Source organism: Mesorhizobium sp. WSM4307 (genome assembly GCF_007003945.1).
Taxonomy (GTDB): domain Bacteria; phylum Pseudomonadota; class Alphaproteobacteria; order Rhizobiales; family Rhizobiaceae; genus Mesorhizobium.
Genome location: NZ_VFTB01000009.1, coordinates 98027 through 114015 on the forward strand (window position 1 = coordinate 98027; position 15989 = coordinate 114015).

Consider the following 15989-nt stretch of genomic DNA (forward strand, 5'->3'; position numbering starts at 1 on the left):
AATAATTTTCTCCCTCCAGGGGTTAAGTTGGTCATGAATTGCTGGGATCGCTTGCCGGCGCAATTGATCGGCAGGGCATGAGCCTTCCTCCGGGCGCGTCCGAATGGACCTATGGCCTTGTTCCCGCTGCACCCAATTGGTCCATTGGCCGCCTTGTGCGGGCGCGGTAGCATCCCCCGACAAGCAAATGCGAACTGGGTCGAACAGGGGAATAGAAATGGGCGAAAGACTGGCAGGCAAGGTTGCCATCATTTCGGGCGGCGCGACGGGAATGGGCGGAGCGGCCTCGGAACTGTTCGCGGCTGAAGGCGCCAAGGTGGCGATCATCGACCGCAATGGCGAGGCAGCCGCCGCCACCGCGACGGCAATCCGTGCACGCGGCCATGTCGCCGAGCATTTTGTCGCCGACGTGTCCGACGAGGCGCAGGTTCAGGCGGCAGTGAAGGGCGCGACCGAAAAACTCGGCCCGGTCACGGTGCTGTTCAATCACGCCGGCACCATCGTGATAAAGCCGTTCCTGGAGACGACCGTGCAGGAAGGGGACTGGCTGCATGCCGTCAATGTGCGTTCGATGTTCCTGATGACGCGCGCCGTGCTGCCCGGCATGATCGCGGCGGGCGGCGGCTCGATCGTCTGCACCTCGTCGATCTCGGCGGTGGCGGCGACACCGAACGAAGTGCTCTACGACACCACCAAGGGCGCCTGCCACATGTTCGCCCGCGCCATTGCCGTCGAGTTCCGCGACCGCAACATCCGCTGCAACGCCGTCTGCCCCGGCTTTATCAGGACACCGCACGGCCTGCGCGAGGTCGCCGACCTCGGCAAGCTCGGCGTCGACGTCTCCGACGCGGCACTGGCTGCGCAGCAGGGCCGCATCGGCGAGCCGGAAGAGGTGGCCAAGGCCGCGCTGTATTTGGCCAGCGACGAATCGTGCTTCGTCAACGGCGCGCATCTGTTCGTCGACAATGGTTTTACGGCGATGTGAGCTTTCCAGGAGAAGGGCCTCGCTACCGCTCTTCCCTGCGAAACGGCTTCAACAACGCCGACGGCGCCACCGCGTTGCGCGACATCACCGCCATGGCGACGATGGTGAAGATGAACGGCAGCATCAGAAACGCCTCGTAGGGGATATGCCCGAGGCCGCTCGCCTGCATGCGCAGCTGCAGCGCATCGACAAAGGCGAACAGCAGTGCCGCGCCCGCCGAGCGCCACGGGTCCCAGCGGCCGAACACCACCAGCGCGATCGCCACCCAGCCGCGTCCGGAGACGACACCGAAGGTGAAGGCGTTGAACTGCGCCATCGACAGGAAGGCGCCGGCCAGCCCCATCAGGGCGCCGCCGAGGATGACGGCCTGGAAGCGCGTGGCAATGACGCTGACGCCGGCCGAATCGGCGGCGCGCGGGTTCTCACCGACCATGCGCACCGACAGGCCCCAGGGCGTGCGGTAAAGCACGAAGGCCGCGAGCGGTATGGCGATGATCGCCATGTAGACCAGCGCGAACTGGTTGAACACCGCCGGCCCGAGCACCGGAATGTCCGATAGAACCGGGATCGGCAGCGTCTGAAAGCCCTTGATGGCAGGCGGCACCGATTGCTGACCGAAGATCAGCCGGTAGAGGAAATAGGCAAGGCCCGACGAGAACAAAGTCACGCCGATGCCGCAGACATGCTGGCTCAGGCCCAGTGCCACGGTGAACAGCGCATGCAGCGCGCCCATCAGCATCCCGGTCAGCACCGCCACCAGGACGCCGAGCCACAGGCTGCCGCTGAGGCTGGTGGCGGTGAAGCCAGTCATGGCGCAGAGCAGCATGATGCCTTCGATGCCGAGATTGAGCACGCCGGCGCGCTCGGAGAACATTTCGCCGAGCGTGGCGAAGGCCAGCGGCGTGGCGATGCGGATGATGGCGGCCAAAAAGCCGACCTGGAAGATCTGTTCCAGCACCGCGCTCATCGGGCGGCCCCCACACGGCGAATGCGATAGGCGGTAAACAGCAGGGCCACCAGCATGGCGAGCAAGGCGGTGCCCTGGATGACGTCGCTGAGGAACGCCGGCACGCCGGTCGCGCGCGACATCGCCTCGGCGCCGGTCATTACGGCGGCGAGGAAGATCGCCGCCGGCACCACGCCCAGCGGATTGAGCCGCGCCAGCATGGCGACGACGATGCCGGAATAGCCGTAGCCGGGCGAGATGTCGCTCATCACCTGGAAATGCACGCCGCCGACTTCGCCGACGCCGGCGAGCCCCGCCAGCGCGCCGGACATGAGCGCGGTCGAGAGCAGCACACGCTCGACAGGGATGCCGCCGTAGCGGGCGGCTTCCGGGTTCTCGCCGGTGACCCTGATGCGGAAACCAAGCGTGGTGCGCGCGATTAGGAACCAGATCAGAGGTGCTGCGATCAGCGCCACGATGACGCCCAGATGCAGCCGCGTGCCTTCGACCAGCACCGGGAAATTGGCCGAATCCTCGATTGGCGGCGAGATCGGATAGCCACTGAAGCTGTCCTTCCACGGCCCTTCGATCAGCGCCATCAGCGCATAGTAGATGACCGAGTTGAGCAGCAGCGAGCTGACGACATCGTCGACCTTGAATTTGACCCGCAGCGTCGCCGGCACCAACGCGACTGCGGCACCGGCGGCGGCGCCGACAATTGCCATCAACAGCATGGCGAGCGCTCCCGGCATCGGAATGGCGCCGACAAAGCAGCTGGCGACGGCACCGGCCAGCAATTGCCCCTCTGCGCCGATGTTCCAGAATTTGGCGCGGAAGGCGACGGCGACCGCCAGTCCGGTGAAGATCATCGGTGCGGCGCGCACCAGCGTTTCGGTGATGGCGTAGCTGTCGCCGAGCGAGGCCGTGAACATCACGCCGTAAGATTCGAGCACGCCAGCGCCAGCCAGCGCGATGAGCCCGCTGCACAGGACAAGCGTGGCGCCGATGGCCACCAACGGAAGCGCAAGATTGAACCAGGCTGGCGTCGAGTTGCGCACTTCGAGGCGAAACATCAGCCGTGGCCCTCCGCCCCGGTCATCAGCAGGCCGAGCCGCGCGATCGTCGCATCAGCACTGTCGAGCGTGCCGGCGATGCGGCCCTCATACATCACCGCGATGCGGTCGCAGAGCACCAGCAGCTCTTCGAGATCCTCGCCGATGACGATGATGCCACAGCCCTTGGCGCGCATGTCGAGGAACTTCTCGTGGATGAAGCGGGCAGCCCCGATGTCGAGGCCGCGCGTCGGCTGAGAGACGATCAAAACCTTCGGGTCGAAGGCAAGCTCGCGCGCCAGGAGCGCCTTCTGCAGATTGCCGCCGGACAGCGCCCCGGCACGCGTCATCGGTCCAGGGCACCTGATGTCATAGGCCTTGATCTGTTCTTCGGCGAAGGTGCGGATCGCGTCCGGCTTGAGCAGGCCTTTGCTGCTGAATGCGGCGGTACCGATGCGTGGCAGCACCATCGAATCGGCAAGCGGCAAATTGGTGACCAGACCCGTGGTCATGCGGTCCTCCGGGATGCGGCCGAGCCCAAGCGCCTGCACCTCGCGCGGCGAAAACCGCGAGACCGTCTGGCCGGCGATCGTCATCCGGCCGGCATCGGGCGCGCGCACGCCGGAGATCACTTCGGCGAGCGCCCGCTGGCCATTGCCCGACACGCCGGCAATGCCGAGGATTTCGCCGGAGCGGACGGCAAGCGAAACATCGCGCAGCGCGGTTCCCGAATGCGTCGAGGTGGAAATGCCGTCGAGCGTCAGCACCGCTTCGCCCGGCGTCGAAGGCCCCCTGGCCGGCGGCACGATCTCGTGGCCGCACATCAGCTGCGCCATGGCGGCGGACGTGGTGTTGGCCGGATCGTCGACGCGGCCGGCGACACGGCCATGCCGCAGCACCGTGCAGCGATGGGTGAGCGCCCGCACCTCGTTGAGCTTGTGCGAGATGAAGATGATGCCGAGACCTTGCGCCGCCATCGAGCGCAGCGCTGAAAACAGCCCGTCGACCTCGCTCGGCGCCAGCACCGCCGTCGGCTCGTCGAGGATCAAAAGCTTTGCGCCGCGAAACAGCGCCTTGACGATCTCGAGCCGCTGCTGTTCGCCGACCGACAGCGCCGAGACCGGCAGGTCGGGATCCAGCGTCAGTCCATGCTGGCGGCCGATTTCGGCCAGCCGCGCCAGCCCGCCGGCGCGGTCGATCCGTCCCGATTTTCCGGGAATGCCGATCAAGAGGTTCTCCAGCACCGTCAGCCGTGGCGCCAGGTGAAAATGCTGATGCACCATGCCGATGCCGGCGGCCAGCGCATCGGCCGAACTGGTGATCCGCACGGGCTGCCCCTGGACGAGGATTTCCCCGGCGTCCGGCGCGTAGGCGCCGAACAGCACATTCATCAGCGTCGTCTTGCCGGCGCCGTTCTCGCCCAGCAGTCCGAGGATTTCACCGGGCGCGACGCTGAGGTCGACAGCCTCGTTCGCCTTGACGGCGCCGAAGCTCTTGGTGATGCCGCGCATTTCGATGAGTGGGGCGGGCGTCGGCAAGGATACTCCTGATCGGAATTGGCTTTACGATTCAGCTTTGACTGATCGGGTGGCGCTGCACCCCTCTCTGGCCTGCCGGCCATCTCCCCCTCAAGGGGGGAGATTGGACGTCACTTTCGGCTTTCGCCAGTTTTTCTAGGTCGAAAGAAAAGTGACTCGGGTGAAGCTGCCAATCTCCCCCCTTGAGGCGGAGATGTCCGGCAGGACAGAGGGGGGCGCTTAGCACCGCCCCTCAAAGCAAGCCTCAATCCGAAACCGGCGTGTTCTCGTCGACATCCACCCGGAAATTGCCTTCGAGGATCTCGGCCTTCTTCTTCTCGACCAGATCCTTGACCTCGGCCGGCAGCGTCTTGTCGAACTTGTGGTAGGGGGCGAGATACGAACCGCCCTTGGCCATGCGCGAGAAATCGCCATAGTCCTGCGCGGTATAGACGCCGGCCTTGACCAGTTTGATCGCTTGTTCGACCGTCGGATACATGTCCCAGACCGGGCCGGTGATGACCGTGTCGGGGCCGAGGCTCGACTGGTCCGACATGTTGGAGATGGCGAGGATTTTCTTCTCGACCGCCGCCTCGATGACGCCGAAGCGCTCGGCATAGATGACGTCGACGCCGGCATCGATCTGCGCCACCGCGGCTTCCTTGGCCTTGGGCGGATCGAAGAAGGAACCGATGAAGGCGACCTTCTTCTTGACGTTCGGATTGACCTCCTTGGCGCCGGCAAAGAAGGCGTTGACCAGCCGGTTCACTTCCGGAATGCCCATCGCCGCGACGGCGCCGACCGTGCCCGATTTCGACATCTTGCCGGCGATCATACCCGAGAGATAGGCGGGCTCATGGATCCAGTTGTCGAAGACGCCGAAATTCGGTTCGGCCGGACCGGCGCCCGAACCGAACAGCCAGGCGGTCTTCGGGAATTGTTTTGCGGTGCGGCGCGATTCACGCTCGGCGGCGAAGGCGTCGCCTAGCACCAGCTGGTAGCCGCCCTGCGCATATTCGCGCATGACGCGGCTGAAGTCGGCGGTCTGCACCTTCTCCGACCATCTGTATTCGATGCCGAGTTCCTTCTCCGCCTTCTGCAAGGCGACATGGATCTGGTTGTCCCACGGCTCCTCGATCGGCGTGGCGAAGATCGCCGCCACCTTCAGCTTCTTGTCCTTGGCGAACGCCGCACCTGGCAGCATGGCCGCTGCCAGGCCAAGCGCGCCGAGCTCCAGCACATTGCGTCGCGAAATCCCTTCGCGTGTCGACGAAGATTTGTTCTTCCGGTTTTCCATTGCAGTCCCCTCTGTTTGACAGCCGTGTCGAGCCGGCCGTTCTAAAAATCAGACGGGGAACTATGGAACGGGTCCGGACTTTTGTCCACATGGTCAAATTTGGCGACGCGCCGAATCCAGCCCTGATTCTCGCAGGCCAAACGGCAGGCGGCGGTCAGGCTCGTTCGAGCGCGATGGCGATGCCCTGGCCGACGCCGATGCACATCGTCGCCAGGCCATAGCGGCCGCCGCGCTCACGCAGCTCGAGGGCCGCCGTGCCCGAGATGCGCGCGCCCGACATGCCCAGCGGATGGCCGAGCGCGATGGCGCCGCCATTCGGGTTGACGTGTTCGGCATCCTCGGCAATGCCGAGCTGGCGCAGCACGGCGATGCCTTGCGAGGCAAAGGCTTCGTTGAGCTCGATGACATCGAACTGTCGCGGCGTCAGGCCAAGCCGCGCGCAAAGTTTCTGCGTCGCCGGCGCCGGGCCGATGCCCATGATGCGCGGCGCAACGCCGGCGGCGGCGCCGCCAAGGATGCGGGCGATCGGCGCCAGGCCGTATTTCTTTATCGCGGCCTCGGAAGCAACGATCAGCGCCGCCGCGCCGTCATTGACGCCGGAGGCATTGCCGGCGGTCACCGTGCCGTCCTGGCGGAACGGCGTCGGCAGCTTGGCCAGTGCCTCGACCGTCGTGCCGGCGCGTGGATGTTCGTCTTTCGAGACCATCACCGCATCGCCCTTGCGCTGCGGGATGGTCACCGGAGTGATCTCCTTGGCCAGCCTCCCATTGGCCTGCGCCGCGACCGCCTTGTCCTGGCTGCGCACGGCAAAGGCGTCCTGGGCCGCGCGGGTAACGGCGAATTCTTCTGCCACGTTCTCGCCCGTCTCCGGCATCGAATCGACGCCATATTGCTTCTTCATCAGCGGGTTGACGAAACGCCAGCCGATGGTGGTGTCGTGGATCTCGGCATTGCGCGAGAACGCCGTGTCGGCCTTGGGCATGACGAAGGGCGCCCGGCTCATCGATTCGACGCCGCCGGCGATCATCAATTCCGCTTCGCCGGCCTTGATGGCCCGCGCGGCAATGGTCAGCGCATCCATGCCCGATCCGCACAGGCGGTTGACGGTCGAACCCGGGATTTCCTTGGGCAGGCCGGCCAGGAGCAGCGCCATGCGCGCCACGTTGCGGTTGTCCTCGCCGGCCTGGTTGGCGCAGCCATAGACGATGTCGTCCACCGCCTGCCAGTCGATGCCGGCATTGCGCTCGACCAGCGCCTTCAGCGGTATGGCGCCGAGATCGTCTGATCGCACCGAGGACAGCGAACCGCCGAAGCGGCCGATCGGCGTGCGGATGTAGTCGCAGATATAGGCCTCGGCCATGTCATGCAGCCTTTGCTTTTCCGGTTCCCTCATGCGCCGCCTTGGTGCGGGCCTGCAGGTCGCGCAATGTCGTGAGTTCGAGTTCGCTTGGCGCCGGTGTTTCGTCAAGCGCCTCGGCGAACTTAACCACCCAGCCACAGCTGTCCTGCACCTGCTGGCGGGTGACGCCGGGATGCAGCGACACGACCGTGAATTCCTTGGTCACCGGGTCCGGCTTCCAGATGGCGAGATCGGTGATCAGCAGTGTCGGCCCGGCGGTGTCGATGCCCAGCCGCTTGCGGTGATCGCCGCCCTCGCCATGGCCGAAAGAGGTGAAGAAGTCGATCTTCTCGACCATGCCGCGCCTGGTTTGCGCCATGGTGATGTAGATCTCCTTCGACGAGGTCGCGATCTCCGGCGCGCCGCCGCCGCCGGGGAGCCTTGTCTTGGGATGGACATAGTCGCCGATGACCGTGGTGTTGATGTTGCCGAACTTGTCGAGCTGCGCGGCACCGAGGAAACCGATCGAGATGCGGCCGCCTTGCAGCCAGTAGCGGAACATTTCCGGCACCGCGACGGTGGTGACGGCGGTCTCGCACAATTCGCCATCGCCGATCGACAGCGGCAGCACGTCAGGCGCGGTGCCGATCGTGCCGCTCTCGTAGATCAGCGTGATGTCAGGCGCATGCGTCAGCCGCGCCACGTTGCAGGCGGCGGACGGCGCGCCGATGCCGACGAAGCAGACATCGTCATTGCGCAGCGCGCGGCTGGCGGCGATCGTCATCATCTCGTTGGGGGTGAAGCCCGGATTGTCGCTCATGCAGCTTTCCTCAGATGCTCGACGCGGCCAGCGAAATCGTCGGCGCTCTTTTCGATGACATTCGCCTGCATCCAGGCATGGAACTTCTCGCGGTCGGCGGCGATCGCGTCCCATTCGAGATAGGCGGCGTTGTCGCGCGCGTAATAGCCATGGGCATAGGACGGATGCGAGCCGCCGGGCACCACCGAGATCGCCGCGATCGTCCAGCGCGGCAGCACGGTCAGATTGGGGTGCAGATCGTCGAAATTGTCGACCACCTCCTCCACCGTCACCACGGCGCGCCTGGCCGCCAGCACGGCCTCCTTCTGGATGCCGATGATGCCCTCGACCAGCACATTGCCTTTCCTGTCGGCCTTCTGCGCATGGATGAAGGTGACGTCAGGCCGAATTGAGGGAACGGCCGCCAGCACCTCGCCGGTGAACGGACAGGTGACCGACTTGATGTTCGGGTTGACCGCGGCAAGGCCTGCGCCGCGATAGCCGCGGAACACCGCGCAGGGCAGGCCGGCCGCGCCCGCCTCATAGGCGTTGGCCATGCCGGCATGGCTGTGCTCCTCGACCTCGATCGTCCGGGGAAAACCGTTCTCGATGGAATCGCGGGCGCGCCGCAGCAGGCCGACACCGGGATTGCCGACATAGGAGAAGACGATCTTCTTCGCCATGCCCATGCCGATCATCTGGTCGTAGATCAGATCCGGCGTCATGCGGATCAGGGTCAGGTCGCGAAACCCCTGGCGAATCGCCTCATGCGCAGCGGCTGTCGGGATCAGGTGGGTGAAGCCCTCGAAGGCGACGGAGTCGCCATCGTTCAAATTCTCGGCCACGGCCTGTTTGAGCGGCAGGAACTTGACCATCGTCGACTCCCGGTCCAAAAGTTCGTATTGCGAACTTATGTTTTGTATGCGAAACTTTCTACGCCGGGTAAGGTCATGGAGTCAATCCGGGCGTCGATACCCTTTGGCGGAGGTGAGATGGGCGAAGAAGCCGCTTCCCGTGATCATGTCGGCTCGCTCGAGCGCGGCCTTGCGGTCATGGAGATCCTCGCCCGCCACCCCTCCGGCATGACGCTGACGGAAATGGCCCAGCAAGCCGGCCTGACCCGGGCCGGCGCCCGCCGTTTCCTGCTGACGCTTGTCGCATCAGGCTATGCCACCCAGGACGGCCGTGTGTTCTCGCTGTCGCCGCGCCTGCTGGCCGTTGCCCGCACATGGCTCGGTGGCGGCTCGCTGTGGAGCTTCGCCGCGCCGATCATGCGCGCGGTCGCCGCGCAGCTGAACGAGGCCTGCTCTGCGGCGATCCTGTCGGGCCAGGATGTCGTCTATGTCGCCCGCATTCCTGGCCGGCGCATCCTCAGCGTCTCGCTCGATGTCGGCACCAGGCTGCCCGCCTATTGCACCTCGATGGGGCGCATGCTGCTCGCCGGCCTGGCGCCGGAGGAACTCGACGAATTTCTGCACCAGACAACCATCGAGAGACGGACGCCGAAGACGATCACCGACATCGGGCTGCTGGCCGAGGCCATCGGCAAGGCGAAGGCCGACGGCTTTGCCATCGTCGACGAGGAGCTGGAACTCGGCCTGCGCTCCATCGCCGTGCCGATCCGCGACCGCGCTGGCAAAACGGTCGCGGCCATCAACGTCTCGACCCAGTCGGCGCGGTTTACCGTCGCCGAGATGGAGCGGGAAATCCTGCCGGCGCTGCTTGGAGCCAGACAGCGCATCGAGGATTTTTTTGTGGTCTAAGAGGTCGAACGCCGGCGGGCCAGCCTCCGATAGTTACACCCTCAGTGCTTGATCCTGTCTCGCATCGCGTACCAAAGCATGCCCAGCACATAGAGCGGCCCGCGCAGCGCCGTGCCGCCGGGGAACGGCAGCGGCGTCAGCGTCGAGAACAGGTCGAGCCGCGAGGCGTCGCCGGTGATGGCTTCGGCCAAAAGCTTGCCCGACAGCGTCGACAGGATGACGCCCTTGCCGGAATAGCCATGCGCGAAATAGACCTCGCCATAGTGCCCGACATGCGGCAGCCGCGATGTCGTCACCGACACCAGCCCGCCCCAGGCATGATCGATGCGGCAGCCCCTGAGCTGCGGGAAGGTGGCTTCCATGTGAGGCCGCACGAAGCCGGCAATGTCGGCCGGCGGCGACGGCGTGTAGCGCTCGCCGCCGCCGAACAGCAGCCGTCCATCCGCCGACATACGATAGTAATTGACGACGAAGCGTGTGTCGGAGACCGCGACATTGGCCGGGATGACGTTGCGCTTGCCTTCCAGCGGCTCGGTGGCGACGATGTAATTGCCGACCGGCATGATGCGGCTGTTGACGCGCGGCTCCAGCCCATTGAGCAGCGCATCGCCCGCCAGCACGACATGTTTTGCGCGCACCGAGCCATTCGATGTCGAGACCCGGATCGAAGGCTCGCGCTCCAGCTTCACCGCCACCGAATTCTCGTGAATGGTGACGCCGGCGGCCACCGCCGCGCGGGCAAGGCCAAGCGTGTAGTTCAGCGGATGCATGTGGCCGCCAAGCGGCTCATACATCGCGCCATGATATGCGGTGTCGACCTTGGCCCGGGCGTCGGCTGCCGACAGGATCTCGACGTCGCGGAATTTCATCACGCTGTCGAGGCACTTGGCCTCTTCCTCCAAATCCTTGAGATCGGAGCCGTTGACGGCGCCAACCAGATGGCCGGTGAGCCTGAGATCGCAGTCGATGGCGTGGCGCTCGATGATATCCATCACCAGGCCGCGTGCCTCGAAGGCAAGGTCGAACAGCACCTTCGCCCGCTCCGGCCCGAAAAGCTTGACCAGGCCTTTGGCGCCCTTGCGCAGGCCGGGGATCATCTGGCCGCCATTGCGCCCCGATGCGCCCCAGCCGATCCTGCCGCCTTCGAGCAGCACCACCTTCAGGCCGCGCTCGGCGGCGTGAAGAGCAGCCGACAAGCCGGTGCAGCCGCCGCCGACGACAACCAGATCGGCTTCGACATCGCCGGCAAGCGCCGGATGGTCCGGCGCCGGATTGGCGGTGGCGACATAGTAGGATTTGCCGATATCGAGACCGGAATTGAAACCTGTTGAAGATGCCATGATCACACCTTCAGCAGCAGGTGATCGCGTTCCCAGCTCGTCACCACGCTCTGGAACAGGTCGAGCTCGACGCTCTTGACGCGCAGATAGGTCTGGAAGAAATCCTCGCCGAGCAGTTTGCGCACTGGCTCACAGGCGGTGAAGCGATCGAGCGCCTCCTCCATGGTCTTGGGCAGCGTGCTCTTGATCTTGTAGGCATTGCCCGAAGCTTCGGCCGAGCGCGCGAGTTTCTGCTCGACGCCGAGATAGCCGGCGAGCAGCGAGCCGGCGATCGCCAGATAGGGATTGGAATCGGCGCCCGGCAAACGGTTCTCCACCCGCCGCGCCGAACGGCCGCCGGCCGGCACGCGCAAGCCGCAGGAGCGGTTGTCATGCGACCATTCGATGTTGGCCGGCGCGCTGTGGTTCGGCCTTATGCGGCGGAACGAATTCACATTGGGCGCGAACAGCGGCATGATTTCCGGCACATATGTCTGCAGGCCGCCGATGAAATGGCCGAACATCTCGGTGTCGGCATCATCGTCGCTGGCAAACAGCGCATTGCCCGCCTCATCGACAACCGACATGTGCAGATGCATCGAGCTGCCCGCCTGGGCCGCGATCGGCTTGGCCATGAAGGTGGCATGCATGCCGCATTGCTGCGCGGCCTGGCGCGTCAGCCGCTTGAACAAAAGCACCTGGTCGGCCAATGGCAGCGCGTCGCCATGCAGGAGGTTGATCTCCAGCTGCGCCGTGCCCGATTCATGGATCAGCGTATCGAGCGGCAGCCCGGCGGCCGCGGCATAGTCGTAGACGCGCCGGATCACCGGCTCGAATTCTTCCAGCGCCGCCATGTCATAGGGATGCTGCACGCCCTCGGCACGGCCATTCGCCCCGACCGGCGCGATCAGCGGCCTGTCCGGATCCGGGTTGGGCGCGGTCAGATAGAATTCGACCTCCGGCGCCACCACCGCGCGCCAGCCGCGCTGGCGGTAGAGATCGAGCACGGCGCGCAGCACATGCCGCGGCGAGGCCATCCATGGCCGGCCATCCATGTGGAAGGTGTCGGCGAAGACATAGGCCTTCCCTGCCCCCGCACCCGGCGCCAGGCACAACGTCGAGACGTCAGGCACCATGCGCATGTCCGGATCCGAATAGGCAAAGCCCTCGTCGATCGAGCCGGAATAGCGGCCGTCGATGCTGACGAGAAAAGCGCTGCTCGGCAGATACAGCGCACGGTCTTCCAGCGCCTTGAGGAATTTGGCCGTCGGCAGCGCCTTGCCGCGCAGCACGCCGTTCATGTCGGGCACCAGGCATTCGACCTCGTTGATGCCGTGCTGTGCCAGCCAGGCCCTGGGATCGTTGGTCGCGGTATTCGTGTTCTTATCAAGCATGTCGTTCAAGTCCGTATCAGAGAGAGTATGGCTTGCGCGGCCACGTCCGTTCCGGGTTGCAGCGCCATTTGGGCCGCATTGTCCCTCAGGCGGGCGCGCATGGCGTCGTCGGCCAGCAGGCCGAGAATGGCTCTCTCCAATACTCCTTCAGTCCAGGCATCCCGGCCGATATGATCGCCGGTGCCGGTCTCGCCGGCGCGGCGCGCATTGTCATGTCCGTCCCAGCAATAGGGCATGATCAGCGACGGCACGCCGAAGCGCAGCGCCTCGCAAAAGCTGTTGTTGCCGCCGTGGTGGATGAACAGATCCGACTTCGCCACCACCGAAGGCTGCGGAAACCAGGCGTCGAGATAGACATTGTCCGGCACCGCGCGATAGGCGTCGCGCAGGCCGCCGACATTGACGATGAAGCGCGCCGGCAGCCTGTCGAACACGGCAAGCATGCGTTCGATCAGCCCGACATCCATGGCCCCTAAACTGCCGAAGCTGACATAGACCAGCGGCCCGCCATTGCGCGGAAACACCGGCACCTCGAACGGCCCTTCCGAGCGCACGCAGCCTTCGAGATAGACGAATCGGGCGGGATCGAGCGGTTTGGCCCGCTCGCGCCGCACGATCGACGGCGTCAGCAGCAGGTTGAGGTCGGGCGAAGCCTCGAGGAACAGGCCCTTGGGCAATGGCGCCAGGCCGGCATCCACGCGAAAGCGGTTGAAGCGGTCATGCGCCGGCGCCGAGGCCGAGAGATAGCGCGCCTCGAACGCCGCGCGTTGCGGGTCATCGGCAGCCATGCCGGAAAGGTAGGGCGGTACTTCGGCGTCCGGCAGCTCGGTCTCGGCGCAGGAGACGACGCGTACCCAGGGGCAGCCGGCGGCGGCGATCGCCGGAAACATGATGACATTGTCGAGCACCACCGCGTCGGGCTTCAGCCGCGCCAGCAATTGCCGCAGCGGCGCCTCGGCATTGACCGCCGTGTCGACAATCGCTTGCCAGGTCGGCGCGACATAGGTTTCGAGTTGGTCGATCGGACTGAGCCTAAAATGCGGCAGGTGCCGGCGCACGAAGGCCTGCCAGTAGCTCTGGCGCTCGCTGTCGCTCAGCGGCTCGTCGGTCGGCAGCTGGTATTCCTGGAAACCATAGTCGGCAAAGACGCCGGAGAAACCGGCATGGCAGATGAAGACGGGCCGGGCGCCCCGCGCCCGCAAGGCCTGCGCGATGCCGACGCAATTCAACGCGGCGCCGAAGCTTGCTTCGGGAAACAGCGCGATGGTCGGGCTGGCTCTACGCGTCAATTAATCCTCTTCATTCCGGCCGGCTGATCATGCCGAACAGGGCGGGCGCCCCGCGGCTGGCCGCTTGCGGTCGCTGGTTGCGGGAGAGCCGCAGGTGGATGCGAAGCAGATCGGCAGCCACCTCATACTGCCGGCTTTCGAGATGGTCGAGTATGTTCAGGTGTTCCAGCAAGGACTGCCGCAGCCGGAAGACGTTGACCCCGGCATAGATGCCCGGCAGCCGGCGCAGGCGCAGATGATCGGCCAGCGCGTCGGCGATGAACCGGTTGGCACAGCCCTCGGCGATCATGCCGTGGAAATCCATGTCCAGCCGCTGGAACTCACGCGTGTCGAAGGCGGCATCCGGCAACGCCGACAGAGCGTCCATGCCCTGGCGCAACGCCGCCGCCCGCGCGCCGTCCAGCCGGAATCCCGGCGTCAGGATCGCCGCCGGCTCGAGCAGCAAGCGGAACTCATAGCTTTCGCCTTGCGCCTCGGGATCGTCGGGCGTGCGCCGGAAAAGCCAGGATTGGCCGGGCGCGCGGTCCAGCAGATTCTCCTCTGTCAGTTTATTAAGCGCTTTTAGTACCGTCTTGCGATCAGCACTGTAGCGTCGCATCAGCGCCGCGGCGGTCACTGTCTGGTCCAGCCGCCGCGCCGACCGGTCGCGCAGGATCGCCTCGGCCAGATCATCCTCCTCCGCGCTCGGAAGCTCGGCGGCGATGGCCGGCTGCGCCGCGAGGTCGACCGCCAGATGATAGCCGGTATCGGCCTCCCAGCGCACGACGCCCCGTTCCGCGAGCAGGCTGAGTGCCGCCCGCACCGGCGTACGCGAGACATTGCACAGCGAGGCGATCTGCTGTTCGGGCAGGCGCGCGCCAGGCTCGAAGCCGCGCTGGCGCGCCACATCCAGGATGCGCTGCGCCAGGTCGAGATGGTTGGTGCGAGGTCGTCGGGCTGCGGCTTGCATGACTTGTCTCGGCGGATGGATATGACCGCATTGGTTTGGCCGATCGCGGGCACAAGCGCAATCGGCCAGATTCCTCGGTCGCTTGGCAAATTATGGATTGACGTACTTTTTTCTGCAATAGTACTGTCAGGATAATCGGCGATAAAAAAGACCGAGGGAACAGGATCGAAAGCAGCGGCATGGGTCGCGCCCGGTCCAGCACAGAATTCGACGATCAACCGGAATGGGAGTCTGCCATGACCGCTACCAGCCCACGACGCCGTGCGCTCAAGGTCTCTTCAATCGCTCTCGGCCTTGCCATGGCGCTGTCGGCGCCGGCAATCGCCGCCGACCTCGTCATCTCCAACTGGGACGGCTACATGGCGCCAGACGCCATGGCCGCCTTCAAGACCGCCACCGGCGTCTCCGGCGAAGTGGTGGTGCACGCCACCAATGAAGAGATCATGGGCAAGCTGATCGCCGCCAGCGGCAAGGGCTATGACGTGGTCTTCGTCTCCTCGCCCTTCGCCGAGGTGCTGAACAAGCTCGGCCTGATCGAGCCGATGGACCACGCCAAGATCCCCAATCTCGCCAACCTCTATCCGGAAGCGACCAAGCTGCCGCACGATGTCGGCAACTCGTTCTCCGTGCCCTACACCTGGGGCACGACCGGCCTCTGCTACCGCTCGGACCTGGTCAAGACGGCGCCGACGAGCTGGAGCGATCTGCTCGCGCCTTCAGACGCGCTGAAGGGCAAGACCACCATGCTGGCGACCGATCGCTGGCTGCTGGCGGCCGGCCAGCTCGACAAGGGCTTTTCCGTCAACGAGACCGATCCGACCAAGATGGCCGAGGTCAAGGACCTCTTGATCTCGGCAAAGAAGACCTTGCTCGCCTATGACGACACCACCTTCTATTCCAAACTGGTTTCGGGCGAGGCGCTGATGGTGCAGGCCTGGGACGGCTGGTGCAATTACGGCATCGCCGAGAAGCCGGAGATCAAATACGTCATTCCGAAGGAAGGTTCGGACCTCTGGGTCGACACGATGGTGGTGATGAAGGCTTCCGAGCACAAGGACGACGCCTTCAAGTTCATCAACTTCATGCTCGACGCCAAGAACCACGCCTGGGCGGCGCAGAACATCGACTACAAGGTGCCGAACAAGCCGGCGATGGAAAGCCTGCCGGCCGATTTCCTGGCCAAATTCCCCAACATGGCGATGCCGGTGGCCGATCTCGTCAAGTTCGAGCAGCTGCGTGACGTCGGCGAAGCCCAGCGCGACTATTCCAAGATCGTCAGCGAGATCAAGGCCGCGCAGTAGGCGGCATTCCAGCAGCATCTTGGAAGCAAGCTTGCGTTC

General features: G+C 65.1%; 14 protein-coding genes. 3 read left to right on the top strand and 11 right to left on the bottom strand.

The annotated features are described in order from the left end of the window. Window positions 1-217 precede the first annotated feature (217 nt). Window positions 218-985 (top strand): SDR family oxidoreductase, encoded by a 768-nt coding sequence (locus FJV83_RS22255; protein WP_142886508.1) that lies wholly within the window; start codon window positions 218-220, stop codon window positions 983-985. Window positions 986-1007: 22 nt separating this feature from the next. Here the strand turns inward: FJV83_RS22255 and FJV83_RS22260 are convergent, their stop codons facing one another. The 7 genes from FJV83_RS22260 to FJV83_RS22295 form a co-directional block, all read right to left on the bottom strand. Further along, window positions 1008-1952: an ABC transporter permease gene (locus tag FJV83_RS22260; RefSeq protein ID WP_095788881.1), complete on the bottom strand. Its 945-nt coding sequence runs from the start codon at window positions 1950-1952 to the stop codon at window positions 1008-1010. After that, window positions 1949-3004 carry an ABC transporter permease gene (locus FJV83_RS22265; protein ID WP_142886507.1) on the bottom strand — a complete coding sequence of 352 codons (1056 nt, stop codon included), beginning with the start codon at window positions 3002-3004 and terminating at the stop codon, window positions 1949-1951. The genes FJV83_RS22260 and FJV83_RS22265 overlap by 4 nt, the downstream gene beginning before the upstream one ends. After that, window positions 3004-4494, bottom strand: coding sequence for an ABC transporter ATP-binding protein (locus tag FJV83_RS22270; RefSeq protein WP_142886534.1), 1491 nt, complete (start codon window positions 4492-4494; stop codon window positions 3004-3006). Before FJV83_RS22270 ends, FJV83_RS22265 begins: the two co-directional genes overlap by 1 nt. Window positions 4495-4765: 271 nt before the next feature. Next, the gene (locus tag FJV83_RS22280) at window positions 4766-5797 is read right to left on the bottom strand and encodes a BMP family protein (protein ID WP_142886506.1); all 1032 of its coding nucleotides are present in this window, start codon (window positions 5795-5797) and stop codon (window positions 4766-4768) included. 154 nt (window positions 5798-5951) lie between these two features. After that, complete coding sequence (pcaF, locus tag FJV83_RS22285; protein ID WP_142886533.1) at window positions 5952-7157, bottom strand: 3-oxoadipyl-CoA thiolase; 1206 nt, start codon at window positions 7155-7157, stop codon at window positions 5952-5954. 1 nt (window position 7158) lies between these two features. Next, on the bottom strand, window positions 7159-7956 hold the full coding sequence (locus FJV83_RS22290) for a CoA-transferase subunit beta (protein WP_095792210.1): 798 nt from the start codon (window positions 7954-7956) through the stop codon (window positions 7159-7161). Next, window positions 7953-8810, bottom strand: coding sequence for a CoA transferase subunit A (locus FJV83_RS22295; RefSeq protein WP_095774720.1), 858 nt, complete (start codon window positions 8808-8810; stop codon window positions 7953-7955). Before FJV83_RS22295 ends, FJV83_RS22290 begins: the two co-directional genes overlap by 4 nt. A gap of 117 nt (window positions 8811-8927) precedes the next feature. On the opposite strand from FJV83_RS22295, the gene FJV83_RS22300 reads away from it, so the two are divergent. Next, window positions 8928-9698 (top strand): IclR family transcriptional regulator, encoded by a 771-nt coding sequence (locus FJV83_RS22300; RefSeq protein WP_142886505.1) that lies wholly within the window; start codon window positions 8928-8930, stop codon window positions 9696-9698. 41 nt (window positions 9699-9739) lie between these two features. On the opposite strand, the gene FJV83_RS22305 is transcribed toward FJV83_RS22300, so the two are convergent. The 4 genes from FJV83_RS22305 to FJV83_RS22320 are packed head-to-tail and all read right to left on the bottom strand — an operon-like array spanning window position 9740 to window position 14649. Next, window positions 9740-11038: an FAD-binding oxidoreductase gene (locus FJV83_RS22305; RefSeq protein ID WP_185973427.1), complete on the bottom strand. Its 1299-nt coding sequence runs from the start codon at window positions 11036-11038 to the stop codon at window positions 9740-9742. A gap of 2 nt (window positions 11039-11040) precedes the next feature. Then, on the bottom strand, window positions 11041-12411 hold the full coding sequence (locus tag FJV83_RS22310) for a glutamine synthetase family protein (RefSeq protein WP_142886504.1): 1371 nt from the start codon (window positions 12409-12411) through the stop codon (window positions 11041-11043). Between the two features lie 5 nt (window positions 12412-12416). Continuing rightward, window positions 12417-13700, bottom strand: coding sequence for a glycosyltransferase (locus FJV83_RS22315; RefSeq protein WP_142877826.1), 1284 nt, complete (start codon window positions 13698-13700; stop codon window positions 12417-12419). A 10-nt stretch (window positions 13701-13710) separates the two neighbouring features. Then, window positions 13711-14649 carry a GntR family transcriptional regulator gene (locus FJV83_RS22320; RefSeq protein WP_095774724.1) on the bottom strand — a complete coding sequence of 313 codons (939 nt, stop codon included), beginning with the start codon at window positions 14647-14649 and terminating at the stop codon, window positions 13711-13713. Window positions 14650-14885: 236 nt separating this feature from the next. On the opposite strand from FJV83_RS22320, the gene FJV83_RS22325 reads away from it, so the two are divergent. Then, on the top strand, window positions 14886-15950 hold the full coding sequence (locus tag FJV83_RS22325; RefSeq protein WP_095792212.1) for a spermidine/putrescine ABC transporter substrate-binding protein: 1065 nt from the start codon (window positions 14886-14888) through the stop codon (window positions 15948-15950). Window positions 15951-15989 lie beyond the last annotated feature (39 nt).